This window comes from Micrococcus luteus NCTC 2665 (assembly GCF_000023205.1).
GTDB classification, from domain to species: domain Bacteria; phylum Actinomycetota; class Actinomycetes; order Actinomycetales; family Micrococcaceae; genus Micrococcus; species Micrococcus luteus.
In genome coordinates this window covers 1543861-1559252 of the sequence record NC_012803.1, presented here as the reverse complement: position 1 = coordinate 1559252, position 15392 = coordinate 1543861, and the positions used below count along the sequence as shown (strand labels likewise).

The following is a 15392-nucleotide window of genomic DNA, read 5'->3' as shown; positions in this document are numbered from 1 at the left end:
GCCTCGCACTGTTGGTGCGAGGCCCTTCCCGCATTTCTGGACTGTTTTCCCCGCAAGGACGGTCCGCCACAGGCTCCGGGCACTAGCTGTAGGAGGGCATGACGTTGTTGACTCGGGCCGGGGCCAACGAGGCCGGCGGGGCGTCCCCGCAGGAGGTATGAGGCCGATGATAGTTGTAGTGGTTCACCCACACCTGCAGGGCCTCACGCCGAGCCGTCTCTGAGGAGTACGGGCGGGCGTAGAGGACCTCATCGACCATCAGCCGGTTGTAGCGTTCGACCTTCCCGTTATGGCGCGGGGTGTAGGGGCGGATCCGGTGGTGCCGGCCCCCGAGCGAGACCACCTTGGCGGTGAAGTCCGCAGCCCGGTAGTTGTTCCCGTTGTCCGTGACCACCCTGTCGATCCGGATGCCGTGGGCGGCGAAGAACGCCCGCGCCCGGCAGTAGAAGCTCACGGTCGTGGCCGCCCGCTCGTCCTCCAACGCCTCGGTGTAGGCCAGGCGGGTGAACCCGTCGATCGCCGAGTGCAGGTAGGTGTAGCCGACCCGTCGGCCAGGCCCGCGCTTGGCTGCTCGCGCGTTCTCGGAGTCCCGTCCGTGAGCACGCCAGCCGCCCCCCTCGGGGATGCGCCCGATCTTCTTCACGTCCAGGTGCACCATGTGCCCCGGGCCGCGGGCGGTGATCTTCTGCGGTCGTTGGCGCAGGTCCTCACCCGTGGGCGCGAGGTCTGGCAACCGGGAGATGCCCAGCCGGTGCAGCCACCTGCCCACCGTTCGGAGGCACACCCGGTGGCCTTCAGAGACGAGGTGGTGATGGATGCGCCGTGCGGACCACTTGCGCTCCCGGCGCAGGGTCTGGATCTGGGCCACCACCTCGGGGTCGAGCTGGGCAGGTGAACGGTGCGGCCGGCTGGACAGGTCCTGAAGGCCGGCCTCGCCTTCGGCACGGTAGCGGGCCACCCAGGTAGCCACCGTGGGCCGGCTCACCCGGAACTCGGCGGCCACGTGCGCCTGTGGGATCCCGTCGTGCAGGTGGCGGTGGACCATCCTGAGACGGCCGGTGGGAGTCAGGGGTGCATTAGCGTGAGTCATGAGTGGGTCTTTTCGGGCAGGTGGGTGGTGTAGGAACTTCCATCCTGCGGGAGAGGCCCACTCGTCTCATCTCAGCCCGTACCCCGTGGCAAGAACCTCATGCCCCACAACAACTAGCCTGGTCCCCTGAGGACCCGGCCGCGAGGCCGGCACATGAGGAACAGAGACTGCGTTCCCGCGGACCGTCGCGGCGCGTGACGCCCAGGAAGGACACCATGGCTGAGGACACCCCCCGAGAGCGCCACGAGGACCGCGGATCCGAGGGCCGCGGGCCCCGTGGTGGCGGTGATGGCCGGCGTCGTGGTGGTGACCGCAACGGACGTCCTCGCAGCGGTGCCGGTGACCGGCGCCGCTCCGGCGGGCCTCACGAGGACCGCCGGCGCGGCCCGGGCCAGGGTGGCGGACGTCCCGAGCGCCGCGGTGCGCTGACGGGCTCTCGTCGCGAGGACCGCGCTGAACGACCCGCGCACAATCCCGGTGACCTCCGAGCGGCGAATCGTGCGGACCAGGAGCGCTCTCCGGACATCGACCCGGACGTGACGGGCCAGGAGCTCGACCGCGGCACGCTCAAGGAGATCAACGGCCTTGACGAGCGTCCTGCCAGCTGGGTCGCCAAGCACCTCGTGATGGCCGGTCGCTACCTGGACGTCGACCCGGCGCTGGCGTTCCAGCACGCCCTGGCCGCGTCCCGCAAGGGCGGCCGTCTCTCCCGCGTGCGCGAGGCCGTCGCGCTCACCGCCTACGCGGCGGGGGAGTACGCCGACGCGCTGCGCGAGTTCCGCACCTATCGGCGCATGACGGGCGACGACACCCACATCGCCGCGCAGGTGGACAGCGAGCGTGCCCTCGGCCGCACGGAGAAGGCCCTGCAGCTGGCCGCCGAGGTGGATGCCTCGCGTCTGGACCGGGCGGCACGGGCCGAGCTGGCCATGGTCGTCTCCGGCATCCGCGAGGACGCCGGCGACCTCCAGGGTGCCCATGAGGCCCTGCAGATCCCGGAACTGGACCGTCGGCGCGGCTACCCCTTCTCTCCCCGGCTGTTCCAGCGCCAGGCCGATGTGCTGCTCGCCCTGGGGCGCCGCGACGAGGCTCGGCTCTGGGCGCGTGCCGTGCGCGTCGCGGAGAAGGCCCTCGGCGTGGGCGGGTTCGCGGACCCGGAGATCATCGACGTGGACACCGAGCCGGTCGAGGACCCCCGGGACCGCCGCCCGTCCCCCCGCGAACGGCGCCACGAGCGGTATGCGGCCGAGGCCGAGGCGGAGCCGACGGCGGACGGATCCCCGGCCGAGGAGCCGGAGGCCGCCGCGGAGCAGACCTTGGCGCCCCGCCAGGAGGCCACCGCAGAGCCGCCGGCCGCCGTCGACGCGCCGGACGAGGTCGACCCGAACCAGCTGTCGCTGTTCGACGCCCTCGAGGCTCCGGAGGCAGACGAGCAGTGAACACCACGTTCTTCGACGGTCATGACGGGCTGCTCTGCGACCTGGACGGCGTCGTGTACGCCGGAGGCGGTGCGATCGCCGGGGCGGTCGAGACGCTGTCGACGCTGCAGGAACAGGGCGTGCCGGTCGGGTTCGTGACGAACAACGCCTCCCGCGCTCCGGAGTCCGTGGCCGAGCATCTCCGCACGCTCGGGGTGCCCGCGGAGGCGGGGCAGGTCTTCGGCTCCGCACCGGCGGGCGTCGACCTGCTCGAGGAGACGCTCGGCCGCCGGACCGGCCGGGTGCTCGTGGTCGGCTCGGCGTACCTGCGCGCCGTGGTCGAGGAGCGGGGCTACGAGGTGGTCGCGTCCGCGGCGCAGTGTCCCGACGCGGTGATCCAGGGCTTCGACCCCGGTCTCGGCTGGGCCGATCTGGCGGAGGCCGCGTACGCCGTGCGCGCCGGGGCCACCTGGGTCGCCACCAACCTGGACACCTCGATCCCGCGGGCGGAGGGGATCGCCCCCGGCAACGGGGCCCTCGTCGAGGCGGTGGGCCGGGCCACCGGCACCGCGCCCGTCGCGGCGGGCAAGCCCGAGCCACGACTGTTCCGGACGGCGGCCGAGGCCCTCGGCCTGGCCCGTCCCCTCGTGGTCGGCGACCGCCTGGACACGGACATCCGCGGCGGCAACGCGGCGGGGTTCGACACGGTGCTCGTCCTGACCGGCATCGACACGCGCGAGACCGCGGCCGCCGCCCCCGGGCCGGACCGGCCGACGTGGGTCCGTGCGCACCTGCCCGCTCTGCTCGCCGGCGGGGCCGAGGCCTCCGCGGACCCACGGCGTGGCTGAGACTGCACGCGCCGACGTCGTCCTGGCCGCTCGGGGCCTGGCACGCTCCCGCACGGAGGGCGCGGCGCTCATCCGCGCGGGACAGGTGCTCCTCGACGGCCGCCCGGTGCGCCGGCCCGCCGACCGCGTGGCCGCCGACGCCACGCTGCGCCTGCGCGACCCGGGCCCGCGGTACGTCTCCCGTGCGGCCCACAAGCTCGTCAGCGCACTCGAGGCATTCCCGGACGTGGGCGTGGCCGGCCGCCGGGCGCTCGACGCCGGGGCCTCCACCGGCGGATTCACCCAGGTCCTCCTCGAGCGGGGCGCCGAACGGGTCGCCGCCGTCGACGTGGGCCACGACCAGCTGGCCCCGCCCGTCCGGGCCGACCCCCGCGTCCTCGTGCGCGAGGGGCTCAACGTCCGCGACCTCACGGCCGAAGACATCGACGGTCCGGTGGACCTGGTGGTCTCCGACCTGTCCTTCATCTCGCTGCGCCTCGTCCTCGCCCCGCTCGCGGGCGTGTGCCGACCCGGCGCCGAGCTGCTGCTCATGGTCAAGCCCCAGTTCGAGGTCGGGCGGCGCGCCCTGCCGCGCTCCGGTGTCGTGACCGATCCCGACGCCCGCCGCGACGCCGTCGTGGGGGTGGCCGCGGCCGCACTGGGCGCCGGCCTCGCACCGCGCGGCCTCGCCCGATCCGGCCTGGCCGGACAGGACGGGAACGCCGAGTTCTTCCTGCGGCTCCGCCGTCCCGACGCCACCGCGGCCGACGACCCGGCAGGCGGGACGAGCCCGGCACCGCCCGCCGGCGAGCGCGCCGCCGGGTGGGTCCGGGGCGCCCACATCGACTGGTCCTGACCCCGTCCGGGGGACACCGCCCATCCACGGGCGCGGGGCCACCGGTTCGCGTGTCCGGTCTCGTGGCTATCCTGGAGCGCAGTGCCCGGCACCCCGGCTCGCGGAAGGAACCATGCCCTACACCCCCGGACGTCGCATCCTCGTCCTGACCCACACGGGCCGCGAGGACGCCATCAGCGCGGCGCTGCAGGCCACCCGCATGTTCGCGGAGGAGGGCCTGGTCACCGTCATGCTCGAACAGGACGTGGCCGCCATCCGCGCGGCCGCGGGGGACCCCCCGGAGTTCGCGCCGGAGGCCCTCGGGGTCGACTGCGAGCTCGAGGACATCACCCTCGGCCTCGTCCTCGGCGGCGACGGCTCGGTGCTGCGGGCGGCCGACTTCGTCCGCGGCTACAACGTGCCGCTGCTGGCGGTGAACCTGGGCCACGTCGGCTTCCTCGCCGAGTCCGAGCGCACCGACCTGCACCGCACCGTCCAGGCGATCGCCTCGGAGTCCTACGTGGTGATCGAGCGCATGGCCCTGGACGTCGTCGTGCACGTGGAGGGCCGCGAGGTGGCCCGCACGTGGGCCCTCAACGAGGCCTCCGTGGAGAAGTCCCACCGGGAGCGGATGCTCGAGGTGGTCGTCTCCGTGGACAACTCGCCGCTGACGACCTTCGGCTGCGACGGCGTCGTGCTGGCCACCCCCACCGGCTCCACGGCCTACGCCTTCTCCGCCGGGGGCCCCGTGGTGTGGCCCTCCGTGGAGGCCCTGCTGTGCGTGCCCATCAGCGCCCACGCACTGTTCACCCGCCCCCTCGTGGTGGGTCCGCGCTCCACGATCGGTGTGGACGTGCTCACCCGCACCCGCGAGACCGGTGTGCTGTGGTGTGACGGCCGGCGCACCGTGGAACTGCCGCCGCAGGCCCGGGTCGAGGTGTCCCGGTCGGCGGAGCCGGTGCGCCTGGCCCGTCTCAACCCGACTCCCTTCGCGGAACGGCTGGTGCGCAAGTTCCGGCTGCCCACGGACGGCTGGCGCGGCCCCGTCACCGCCCAGGAGCGGGCGGGCGTGCTCCACGAGGTGGAGACCGTCGAGCCGCGGCACGCGGGGCCGCGTCCCGACGTCGTCGAACCGGCCACCATGCCGCTGTCGGTGCCCTCGCCCGCGGACATCCAACGCCACCGCGACCGCGGGGCGCGTCACCCCGGGGAGGACGCATGATCGACCATCTGAGGATCTCGGGGCTCGGCGTGATCGGCGAGGCCACCGTGGACCTGGACCCCGGCTTCACCGTCGTCACCGGTGAGACCGGCGCCGGCAAGACCATGGTGGTCACCGCCCTGGGCCTGCTGCTCGGTGCTCGCGCCGACGCGGGCGCGGTCCGCCGGGGCTCGTCCCGAGCCGTCGTGGACGCCGGCGTGCGCGTGGCCGCGGACCACGCGGCGCTCCGCCTGGCTCAGGAGGCCGGCGCGGTCGTGGACGAGGGCGACGACGGCACCCACGACCTGGTCCTCAGCCGCAGCGTCACGGCGTCGGGGGAGGGCACACGCTCCCGTGCCACGGCCGGCGGCCGTTCCGTGCCCGTGGGCCTGCTCTCCGAGATCGGGGCCACGCTCGTGGCCGTGCACGGGCAGAACGACCAGGTCCGCCTCCAGGGCGCCGACGCCCAGCGGCACGCCCTCGATGCGTTCGGCGGCGCCGAGCTCGCCGCGGCCCTGCGCGCCTACCGCGCGGACCACGCCGCCTGGACCGCCGCGCGTCGGGAGCGCGAGGAGCTCACCGCCCACCGCCAGGAGCGGGCCCGCGAGGCCGAGGCGCTGCAGCGCTCGCTCGAGGAGATCGACCTCGCCGAGCCGCAGGAGGGGGAGGACGAGGAGCTGCGGGCTCTCATCCGTCGGCTCGAGGACGTCGAGGAGCTGCGCGCCGCCTCGGGGGAGGCGCACGCCCGACTGGCCGGCCCCGACGTGGACGCGATGGACGAGACCCCCGGCGCCGTCAGCCTCGTGGAGGCGGCGCGGCAGGCCGTGCTCGCCGCCCCCGGCGACGACCCCGACCTCGCCGCCGCGGCCGCACGCCTGGCCGAGGCCGCCGTCGTGCTCACGGACATCGCCGGCGACCTGGCCCGCTACACCGCTGACCTGGACGCCGACGCGGCCTCCGACCTCGACGCGGCCCAGTCGCGGCTGGCCGAGCTCACGCGACTGCAGCGGCTCTACGGGCCGGAGCTCGCCGACGTGATCGACTGGGCCCGGACCCAGCGTCCGCGCCTGGACGAGCTGCAGGGCGACTCCGGCCGCCTCGAGGAGCTCGAGGCGGAGGTCGACCGGCTGGACGCCGCGCTGCGCGAGCGGGCCGCGACCCTCACCGCCCTGCGCACCGCGGCCGCCGAGCGCCTCGAGACCGCGGTGACCGAGGAGCTGCACGCCCTGTTCATGCCGGACGCCTCGTTCCACGTGGGACTGACGCCGGTCGCCGGGGACGGTCTCGGCCCGTACGGCGCTGAGGACGTCACGCTCGCCCTGCGCCCCCACGCGGGCGTCGAGCCCCGGCCCCTGGGCCGCGGCGCCTCCGGCGGCGAGCTCTCCCGCGTGATGCTCGCCCTCGAGGTGGTCCTGGCCGCCACGGACCCGGTGCCCACCTTCGTGTTCGACGAGGTCGACGCCGGCGTGGGCGGTGAGGCCGCCGTGCGGATCGGGGCCCGCCTGGCCCGGCTCGCCCGCCACGTGCAGGTCATCGCCGTGACCCACCTGCCCCAGGTCGCCGCCTACGCGGACCGGCACGTGCGGGTGGAGAAGAACTCGGACCCGGCCGCGGGTGTGACGACCTCCGACGTCGTGACGCTGACGGCCGACGAGCGGGTCGAGGAGCTCGCCCGCATGCTCGCCGGGCACGGGGACTCCGCGGCGGCGCGCGAGCACGCCCGGGAGCTGCTCGAGTCCTCCGTCCGCGAACGCGGCTGACCCGGTCCGCGGACGCCGCCCCGACATGAGAGGATCGCCCCATGCCTGAGATTTCCGCGTCCGCGGGACGCTCGCCCCTGCGCGACCTGCACGTCCCCCGCCCGGTGAAGAAGTCGAAGACCGTCTACGAGGGCCGAGTGTGGGACATCGCCCGGGAGTCGTTCCGCCTGGACCCGGCGGACAAGTCCCGGGAACCGCTGACCCGGGAGCTGATGGTGCACCCGGGCGCCGTGGCGATCCTCGCGGTCCGCACCAAGCTCACCACCACCGGCCCCCGCGAGCAGGTGGCCCTCGTCCGCCAGTACCGCCACCCCGTGGGCATGGAGCTGTGGGAGATCCCGGCGGGCCTGCGGGACGTGGACGGGGAGGACCTCCACCAGGTCGCCGTCCGCGAGCTGGCCGAGGAGGCCGACCTGTGCGCCCGCGAGTGGCACACCCTCGTCGACTACTACACGACCCCGGGCGGCTCCAGCGAGGCGATCCGCGTGTTCCTGGCCCGACAGATCGAAGAGATCCCCGACGGCGAGCGGCACACCCGGCAGGACGAGGAGGCCGCCATGCCGCTCGTGTGGGTCGGCCTCGACGAGGTGACCGACGCCGTCCTGGACGGCCGGGTGCACAACCCGTCCACCGTCGTCGCCGTGCTGGCCCTGGGCGCCCACCGCGCCCAGGGCTGGCGACGCCTGCGTCCCGTGGACGCGCCGTTCGTCCCCGACCGGCAGGCCCCGGGGGCGGACTGGCCCGCGTGAGCCCGGACGCGCCGCAGACCTCGGCGCTCGCGGCACCCTTCCGTCGACACCTGGACCACCTCGCCGTCGAGCGGGGCCTGGCCGAGAACACCCTGGCCGCCTATCGGCGCGACCTGGCCCGCTACCGTCGCTGGCTCGAGGCGGCCGGGGTGCGCGCCCCCGGGGACGTCGACCCCGGCCACGTGGCCGGCTTCGTGCAGGCCCTCGCCACGGGCGACGACGGCGGCCGCCCGCTCGCCGTCCGCTCGGCCGCGCGTGTGCTCGCCGCGGTGCGCGGGCTGCACCGGTTCTGGGCCCTCGAGGGCCTCGCGGAGACCGACCCCGCCCGCGACGTGCACCCCCCGAAGCCCGGTACGCGCCTGCCCAGAGCGCTGCCGGTGGAGCAGGTGTCCGCGCTGCTCGACGCCGTGCCCACGGACACGCCGGCCGGTCTCCGGGACCGGGCCCTGCTCGAGTTCCTGTACGGCACCGGCGCCCGCATCTCCGAGGTGGTCGGCCTCGACGTCGACGACGTGGTGGGGCTCGCGCAGACCGGGGACGACGGCGGCCAGCCTGTGGTCCGCCTGTTCGGCAAGGGGTCCAAGGAGCGCGTGGTGCCGATCGGCTCCTACGCGGCCGCCGCGCTCGACGCGTGGCTGGTGCGGGGACGGCCCACGATCATGGCGGGAGCCGCACGCTCCACGCCCGCCCTGTTCGTCAACGCCTGCGGCGGCCGGCTCTCCCGGCAGTCCGCGTGGGCCGTGCTGAAGCGGGCGGCCGAGCGCGCCGGCCTCGAGGCGGACGTCTCGCCCCACACCCTGCGCCACTGCTTCGCCACGCACCTGCTGGCCGGCGGCGCGGACGTCCGCGTGGTCCAGGAGCTGCTCGGGCACGCGTCCGTGACCACCACGCAGGTGTACACCCTCGTCACCGTGGACTCCCTGCGCGAGGTCTACTCCGCCGCGCATCCGCGCGCGCGCTGAGCCCCGCACCTGATACGCTCAAGATCCGTGGTGAAACGAACTTCTCGTACTCAGACGTCCACGCGCGTCACCCGTCACGTGTTCGTGACCGGCGGTGTCGCCTCCTCCCTCGGCAAGGGGCTCACGGCCTCCTCGCTCGGCCACCTGCTCAAGGCGCGCGGGCTCAGGGTGGTGATGCAGAAGCTCGACCCCTACCTCAACGTGGACCCGGGCACCATGAACCCGTTCCAGCACGGCGAGGTGTTCGTCACCGAGGACGGCGCCGAGACGGACCTGGACATCGGCCACTACGAGCGCTTCCTCGACGAGGACCTCGACGGCCTGGACAACGTGACCACCGGCCAGGTGTACTCCACCGTGATCGCCCGCGAGCGCCGCGGCGAGTACCTCGGGGACACCGTCCAGGTCATCCCGCACATCACCGACGAGATCTGCCGCCGGATGCGCCTGCCCGCGGAGCCCCGCGGCGACCGCCCCGCCCCGGACGTGATCATCACGGAGATCGGCGGCACCGTCGGCGACATCGAGTCGCAGCCCTTCCTCGAGGCCGCCCGCCAGGTCCGCCAGGACGTCGGCCGCGACGACGTCTTCTTCCTGCACGTCTCCCTCGTGCCGTACATCGGCCCCTCGCAGGAGCTCAAGACCAAGCCCACCCAGCACTCCGTGGCCGCCCTGCGCTCGATCGGCATCCAGCCGGACGCGATCGTGCTGCGCTCGGACCGGGCCGTCCCCGACGACGTCCGCGGCAAGATTGCCCGCATGTGCGACGTCCCGCAGGACGCCGTCGTCAACTGCGCCGACGCCCCCTCCATCTACGACATCCCCCGCGTCATCCACGACCAGGGCCTCGACGCCCACGTGGTGCAGTCCCTGGACCTGAAGTTCAAGGACGTGGACTGGACCGCCTGGGACGCGCTCATGGACGCCGTGCACCACCCGGAGCATGAGCTCACCGTGGCGCTCGTGGGCAAGTACGTGGACCTGCCGGACGCCTACCTGTCCGTCACCGAGGCGCTGCGCGCCGGTGGCTTCGCCCACCGGGCCAAGGTGGGCATCCGCTGGGTGGCCGCGGACGAGTGCGCCACCCCCGAGGGCGCGGCGGTGGCGCTCGCGGACGTCGACGCCGTGTGTGTGCCCGGCGGCTTCGGCGTGCGCGGGCTCGAGGGCAAGCTCGGCGCGCTGCGGCACGCCCGCGAGCAGCGGATCCCGACGCTGGGTCTGTGCCTGGGCCTGCAGTCCATGGTCATCGAGTACGCCCGCAACGTCCTCGGCCTGGAGGACGCGGACTCCGCCGAGTTCGACCCGGAGACCGCCTCGCCCGTGATCGCCACCATGGCCGAGCAGGAGCAGATCGTGGCCGGCGAGGGGGACCTCGGCGGCACCATGCGCCTGGGCGCCTTCCCCGCGACCCTGCGCCCGGGCTCCGTGGTGGCCGAGGCCTACGGCACCACCGAGGTGACCGAGCGCCACCGCCACCGCTACGAGGTGAACAACGCCTACCGCGACCGCCTCGAGGAGGCCGGTCTCGCGATCTGCGGCACCTCCCCGGACGGCGCCCTCGTGGAGTTCGTGGAGCTGCCCCGGGACGTGCACCCGTACTACGTGTCCACGCAGGCCCACCCGGAGTTCTCCTCCCGGCCGACCCGCCCGCACCCGCTGTTCGCCGGCCTCGTCGCCGCCGGCCTGGCCCGCCGCGCCGACGCGGCGGCCCGACGCTGAGGGGCGGCCGAGCGGGCGGGGATCGACGCCGAGGTCTCGCCCCACACCCTGCGGCACTGCTTCGCCACGCACCTGCTGCAGGGCGGGGCCGACGTGCGTGTGGTGCAGGAGCTGCTGGGCCACGCCACGGTCACCACCACGCAGGTCTACACGCTGGTGACCGTGGAGTCGCTGCGCGAGGTCTATGCGCAGGCGCACCCCCGGGCGCGCTGACCCCGCCCGACGCCACGGGGGCGGTGCCGAGTGGAGCGAGGATCGCGTTCCACCCGACACCGCCCCCGCACCGGGAGGCCGGCGCCGTCAGCGCTGCGGCAGCTCCCGCTGCTCCGGGCCGTCGTAGGCCGAGAGCGGGCGGATCAGCGCGTTCGCGGCGCGCTGCTCCATGATGTGGGCGGTCCAGCCCGTGATGCGCGAGGCGATGAACAGCGGGGTGAACATCTCCGTGTCGAAGCCCATCAGGTGGTAGGTCGGGCCGGCCGGGTAGTCGAGGTTCGGCTTGATCTGCTTGGCCTCGTCCATCGCGGACTGCAGGCCGTCGTACAGCCCGAGCATCTCCTCGCGGCCGTAGTGCTCGATCATGCGGTCCAGCGCGGCCTTCATGGTGAGCACGCGGGAGTCGCCGTTCTTGTACACGCGGTGGCCGAAGCCCATGACCTTCTTCTTCTGGGCCAGGGCGTCCTCCATCCACGCCTTCGCACGGGCGGCGGCGTCCTCGCGGGACTCCTCCTTGCGGATGCCGATCTCGTCAAAGGTGTGCATGACGGCCTCGTTGGCGCCGCCGTGCAGCGGGCCCTTGAGGGCGCCGATGGCGCCGGTCACGGCCGAGTGCAGGTCGGAGAGCGTGGAGGTGACCACGCGCGCCGTGAAGGTGGACGCGTTGAAGGAGTGCTCGGCGTACAGCACCATCGAGACGCGGAACGCGTCCACGACCTCCGGGGCGGCCTCCTCGCCGAACGTCATCCACAGGAAGTTCTGCGAGTAGTCCAGGTCCTCACGCGGCTCCACCACCTCCTGGCCGCGGCGACGGCGCTGGTCGTAGGCGACGACGGCTGGGAACGCCGCGAACAGTGCCTGGGCCTTCTCCAGTTCGGCCTCGGGGGAGGAGTCCTCCGCCTTCGGGTGGTTTGCGCCGAGCACGGACACGGCGGTGCGGCCGACGTCCATGGGGTGGCAGTCGGTGGGAAGCAGGTCGATGGCCTGCTTCACCTTCGGGTCGAGGGCACGGTGGGTGCGCTCGAAGCGCTCGAACGCGGTCAGCTCCTCGTCCGTGGGCAGCTCGCCCGTCCAGAGCAGCAGCGCGACGGCCTCGAACGGCAGCTGCGCGGCCAGGTCCTGCACGGGATAGCCGCGATACAGCAGGGAGTTCGTCTCCGGGTTGACCTTGGAGATCGCCGTGGTGTCCACGACGACGCCGGCCAGGCCCTTCTTGATCTCGGTCTCGGTCATGGTGTCCCTCCTCGGGGAGTGGGGCCCGCCCGCGCACGGGCGGGCCCGGTGACGGGTCAGAGGTCGGCGTGGTTGGCGCCGATGTCGAGCGTGGGCACGTCGAAGTTGAAGATGCCCGTGTCGAAGGCGTTGTAGCCCTCGTAGTCCACCAGCTCGTAGAGGCGGGCGCGGGTGAGCATCTGCTCCACCTGCGACTGCTGGGTGCCCTCCTCCTTGATGGCGTCGAGCACGCGCTCGGCGGCGCCCATCGCGGAGCGCAGCAGGGTGACCGGGTAGATCACCATCGCGACGCCGGCGTCGGCCAGCTGCTGGCGGGTGAACAGCTCGGACTTGCCGAACTCGGTCATGTTCGCCAGGACCGGGACCCCGAGGGGCTCCAGTTCGCGACACACGGTCTCGAACTCGCCGATGTCCTTCAGGGCCTCCGGGAAGATCGCGTCCGCGCCGGCCTCCACGAGCGCCTTCATGCGGGCGATCGCGGCCTCCAGGCCCTCCACGGCACGCAGGTCGGTGCGCGCCATGATGAGGAAGTTCGGGTCCCGGCGGGCATGGACGGCGGCGGCGATGCGCTTGACCGCGGTGTCGAGGTCCACCATGTTCTTGCCGTCGAGGTGGCCGCACCGCTTGGGGTTGAACTGGTCCTCGATGTGGCAGCCGGCCAGGCCGGCGTTCTCGAACTCCTGCACCGTGCGGGCCACGTTCATCGGCTCGCCGAAGCCGGTGTCCGCGTCGATGAGGCACGGCAGGTCCGTGAGGCGGGCGATCTGCCCGCCGCGCACGGCCACCTCGGTGAGCGTGGTCAGCCCGACGTCGGGCAGGCCCAGCTCGTTCGCGAGCACGCCGCCGGAGATGTACACCCCGGGGAAGCCCTTCTCCTGGATCAGCTTGGCGGTCAGCGGCGTGAACGCGCCCGGGAACTGCTGGGCGCCGCCCTGCTTCAGGGCCTGCCGCAGGTCGATCCGCTTCTGTTCGGCCGTCTTCGTCGAGTACAGCATCAGAACAGGCCCTTCGGGGCGGCGGCGAGGCCGGCCTCGGACAGGGACGCCGGGTCCGCCAGGACGTTCAGCTGGTCCAGCTCGCCGGGCTGCAGCTCGGCCACGCGCTCGGCGGCGGCCAGGAAGCGGTCCTGCTCCTCCTTCGAGACGATGCCCTCGGCCAGGGTGCGGAACTTCTGGATGTACTGCTCGCGGGCGAACGGCCGGGCGCCGAGCGGGTGGGCGTCGGCCACGGCGATCTCGTCGGTGATGACGGTGCCGTCCTTGAGGGTGATCTCCACCGCTCCGCCGAACGCCTTCTCCGCGAGGTCCAGCGAGTGGTAGCGGCGGGTCCACTCCGGGTCCTCCACGGTGGTCACCCTGTGCCACAGGGCCACGGTGTCCTCGCGCTGGGCGCGCTCGGGGGCGTAGGAGTCCACGTGGTGCCAGGAGCCGTCCTGCAGGGCCACGGTGAAGATGTAGGGGATCGAGTGGTCGAGGGTCTCGCGCGAGGCCGTCGGATCGTACTTCTGCGGGTCGTTGGCGCCCGAGCCGATCACGTAGTGGGTGTGGTGCGAGGTCTTGATCAGCACCGACTCGACGTTCGCCGGGTCGGTGGCCTCCGGGTGCTCCCTGTGGAGCTTGCGGGCCAGATCGATCCAGGCCTGGGCCTGGTACTCGGCCGAGTGCTCCTTGGTGTAGGTGTCCAGGATGCCGCGCTTGGGCTCGCCCTGCTCGGGCAGCGGCACCTCGTAGGAGGCGTCCGGGCCGTCCAGCAGCCAGGCGATCACGCCGTCCTCGCCCTCGTAGATCGGGACGGGGGAGGTCTGGCCGCGCATGGCGCGGTCCACGGCCTCGACGGCCATCTTGCCGGCGAACGCCGGGGCGTGGGCCTTCCACGTGGAGATCTCGCCCTTGCGGGACTGGCGGGTGGCGGTGGTGGTGTGCAGGCCCTGGCCGATGGCCTGGAAGATGGTCTCGGTGTCCAGTCCGAGCAGGGTGCCGATGCCGGCGGAGGCGGAGGGGCCGATGTGGGCCACGTGGTCGATCTTGTGGCCGTACAGGTTGATGGACTTCACGAGGTCCACCTGGATCTCGTAGCCGGTGGCGATGCCGCGGATCAGGTCCTTGCCGGAGCGGCCGGCATGCTGGGCGACGGCGAGGATCGGCGGGATGTTGTCGCCCGGGTGGGAGTACTCGGCGGCCAGGAACGTGTCGTGGTAGTCCAGCTCGCGGACGGCCACGCCGTTGGCCCACGCGGCCCACTCGGGGGAGACCTTCTGCTCCACACCGAACACGGAGGCGCCCGCACCGCCGGTGGAGACCGGGTGGGACAGGGCCTGGGCGCGGGCGGCGACGATCGGGCCGCGCTTCAGCGAGGCGACCGCGACGGAGGCGTTGTCGATGATCCGGTTGATGATCATCTCCTCGACCTCGGGCAGCACCTCGACGTCGTCGACGGCCACCTCGGCCAGCTTCCAGGCCAGCTGGTCCTTGCGCTCGAGGTTCTCCTCGGAGCGGTGGACGCGCACGTGATGGTTCTTCATGGTCGGTCTCCTTCGGTGGGGGTCAGCAGGGTCGGGGTCTCCTCGGCGCGGCCGCGCCGGGTCAGATGGTGGAAGGCGTGGTGCAGGTGGACCCGCGTGGTCGCCTCCGCGAGGTCTGCGGCGCCCGAGCCGACGGCGTCGGCGATGTCCGCGTGCTCCGCGGCGGAGGCCGCGAGGCGGGCCGGGTCGTCCGCGGCCAGTCGGCGCAGGCGTGCCAGGTGCAGGCGCAGGGTGCGCAGGGTGGAGACGAGGTAGGGGTTCGCGGCGGCCTCGTCCAGCCGGCTGTCCAGCTCGGCCGTCATCGCGTAGTAGTCCGCCGGGTCGGTCCCGCCGCGCAGGGCCGTCTCGGCCTCCTGGAAACGGCCCGCGAGGACCGTGAACCGCTCGGCCGCCTCCGGGGTGGCCCGCTGCGCGGCCCGGCGCGCCAGGAGGGACTCGAGGGCGATGCGCAGGTCGAACAGCTGGTCCGCCTGCTCGAGGGACAGGTCGGCCACGACGATGCCCCGGCCCGGTGCCTGCTCGGCCAGGCCGTCGGCCACCAGGCGGGAGAGCGCCTCGCGCAGAGGGGTGCGCGAGATGCCCAGGCGCTCGGCCTGCTCCACCTCGCCCAGGCCCGCGCCCGGTGGGAGGGACCAGTCGAGGATCTCCGCCCTCAGGGTCTGGTACGCCCGCTCACTCGCTCGCATGCCGCCAGTGTATACACAACAGTCCCGCCGAGAGCAGGGGGTGTGTCCGACACTCGTGCCGGGTGACGCGGTCCACGGGGAGCGTCGTCCGGCGTGCGGGGGCTGGGTGGTGCGTCCCCGACGGGGGACGCCCGTGTGCCACCACGCCTCCCGCACGGGACAAGAAATGTATACAGAT

Annotated in this window: 13 protein-coding genes and 1 pseudogene; 9 read left to right on the top strand and 5 right to left on the bottom strand. The window is 73.4% G+C overall.

What is annotated here, in order from left to right:
* Positions 1-82: 82 nt before the first annotated feature.
* Positions 83-1090, bottom strand: a complete 1008-nt coding sequence (locus MLUT_RS18630) for an IS481 family transposase (RefSeq protein ID WP_012750938.1) — start codon at positions 1088-1090, stop codon at positions 83-85.
* 536 nt (positions 1091-1626) lie between these two features.
* Here MLUT_RS18630 and MLUT_RS18625 point away from each other — a divergent pair.
* The 9 genes and pseudogenes from MLUT_RS18625 to MLUT_RS23640 form a co-directional block, all read left to right on the top strand.
* On the top strand, positions 1627-2529 hold the full coding sequence (locus tag MLUT_RS18625) for a hypothetical protein (RefSeq protein WP_231936594.1): 903 nt from the start codon (positions 1627-1629) through the stop codon (positions 2527-2529).
* Positions 2526-3356: an HAD-IIA family hydrolase gene (locus MLUT_RS18620; protein ID WP_012750937.1), complete on the top strand. Its 831-nt coding sequence runs from the start codon at positions 2526-2528 to the stop codon at positions 3354-3356. Before MLUT_RS18625 ends, MLUT_RS18620 begins: the two co-directional genes overlap by 4 nt.
* The gene (locus MLUT_RS18615; protein WP_012750936.1) at positions 3349-4191 is read left to right on the top strand and encodes a TlyA family RNA methyltransferase; all 843 of its coding nucleotides are present in this window, start codon (positions 3349-3351) and stop codon (positions 4189-4191) included. Before MLUT_RS18620 ends, MLUT_RS18615 begins: the two co-directional genes overlap by 8 nt.
* 112 nt (positions 4192-4303) lie before the next feature.
* Complete coding sequence (locus tag MLUT_RS18610; RefSeq protein WP_012750935.1) at positions 4304-5392, top strand: NAD kinase; 1089 nt, start codon at positions 4304-4306, stop codon at positions 5390-5392.
* Positions 5389-7131, top strand: coding sequence for a DNA repair protein RecN (gene recN, locus MLUT_RS18605; protein ID WP_012750934.1), 1743 nt, complete (start codon positions 5389-5391; stop codon positions 7129-7131). The genes MLUT_RS18610 and recN overlap by 4 nt, the downstream gene beginning before the upstream one ends.
* A 41-nt stretch (positions 7132-7172) precedes the next feature.
* Positions 7173-7880 (top strand): NUDIX domain-containing protein, encoded by a 708-nt coding sequence (locus tag MLUT_RS18600; protein WP_012750933.1) that lies wholly within the window; start codon positions 7173-7175, stop codon positions 7878-7880.
* Complete coding sequence (xerD, locus tag MLUT_RS18595) at positions 7868-8842, top strand: site-specific tyrosine recombinase XerD (RefSeq protein WP_370622426.1); 975 nt, start codon at positions 7868-7870, stop codon at positions 8840-8842. Before MLUT_RS18600 ends, xerD begins: the two co-directional genes overlap by 13 nt.
* A gap of 9 nt (positions 8843-8851) precedes the next feature.
* On the top strand, positions 8852-10561 hold the full coding sequence (pyrG, locus tag MLUT_RS18590; RefSeq protein WP_029248187.1) for a CTP synthase: 1710 nt from the start codon (positions 8852-8854) through the stop codon (positions 10559-10561).
* 3 nt (positions 10562-10564) lie between these two features.
* Positions 10565-10774 (top strand): annotated as a pseudogene (locus MLUT_RS23640) (tyrosine-type recombinase/integrase); the annotation flags it as partial.
* A gap of 87 nt (positions 10775-10861) precedes the next feature.
* Here MLUT_RS23640 and MLUT_RS18585 read toward each other — a convergent pair.
* Genes MLUT_RS18585 through MLUT_RS18570 form a run of 4 tightly spaced genes read right to left on the bottom strand, consistent with a single transcriptional unit; the run spans position 10862 to position 15214 of the window.
* Positions 10862-12007, bottom strand: a complete 1146-nt coding sequence (locus MLUT_RS18585) for a bifunctional 2-methylcitrate synthase/citrate synthase (RefSeq protein ID WP_010078449.1) — start codon at positions 12005-12007, stop codon at positions 10862-10864.
* 56 nt (positions 12008-12063) lie between these two features.
* A complete protein-coding gene (prpB, locus tag MLUT_RS18580) occupies positions 12064-13002 on the bottom strand; it encodes a methylisocitrate lyase (protein ID WP_010078450.1) in 939 nt (312 codons plus the stop codon).
* Positions 13002-14528 carry an MmgE/PrpD family protein gene (locus MLUT_RS18575; RefSeq protein WP_010078451.1) on the bottom strand — a complete coding sequence of 509 codons (1527 nt, stop codon included), beginning with the start codon at positions 14526-14528 and terminating at the stop codon, positions 13002-13004. Before MLUT_RS18575 ends, prpB begins: the two co-directional genes overlap by 1 nt.
* Positions 14525-15214 carry a GntR family transcriptional regulator gene (locus tag MLUT_RS18570; protein ID WP_010078452.1) on the bottom strand — a complete coding sequence of 230 codons (690 nt, stop codon included), beginning with the start codon at positions 15212-15214 and terminating at the stop codon, positions 14525-14527. The genes MLUT_RS18575 and MLUT_RS18570 overlap by 4 nt, the downstream gene beginning before the upstream one ends.
* Positions 15215-15392 lie beyond the last annotated feature (178 nt).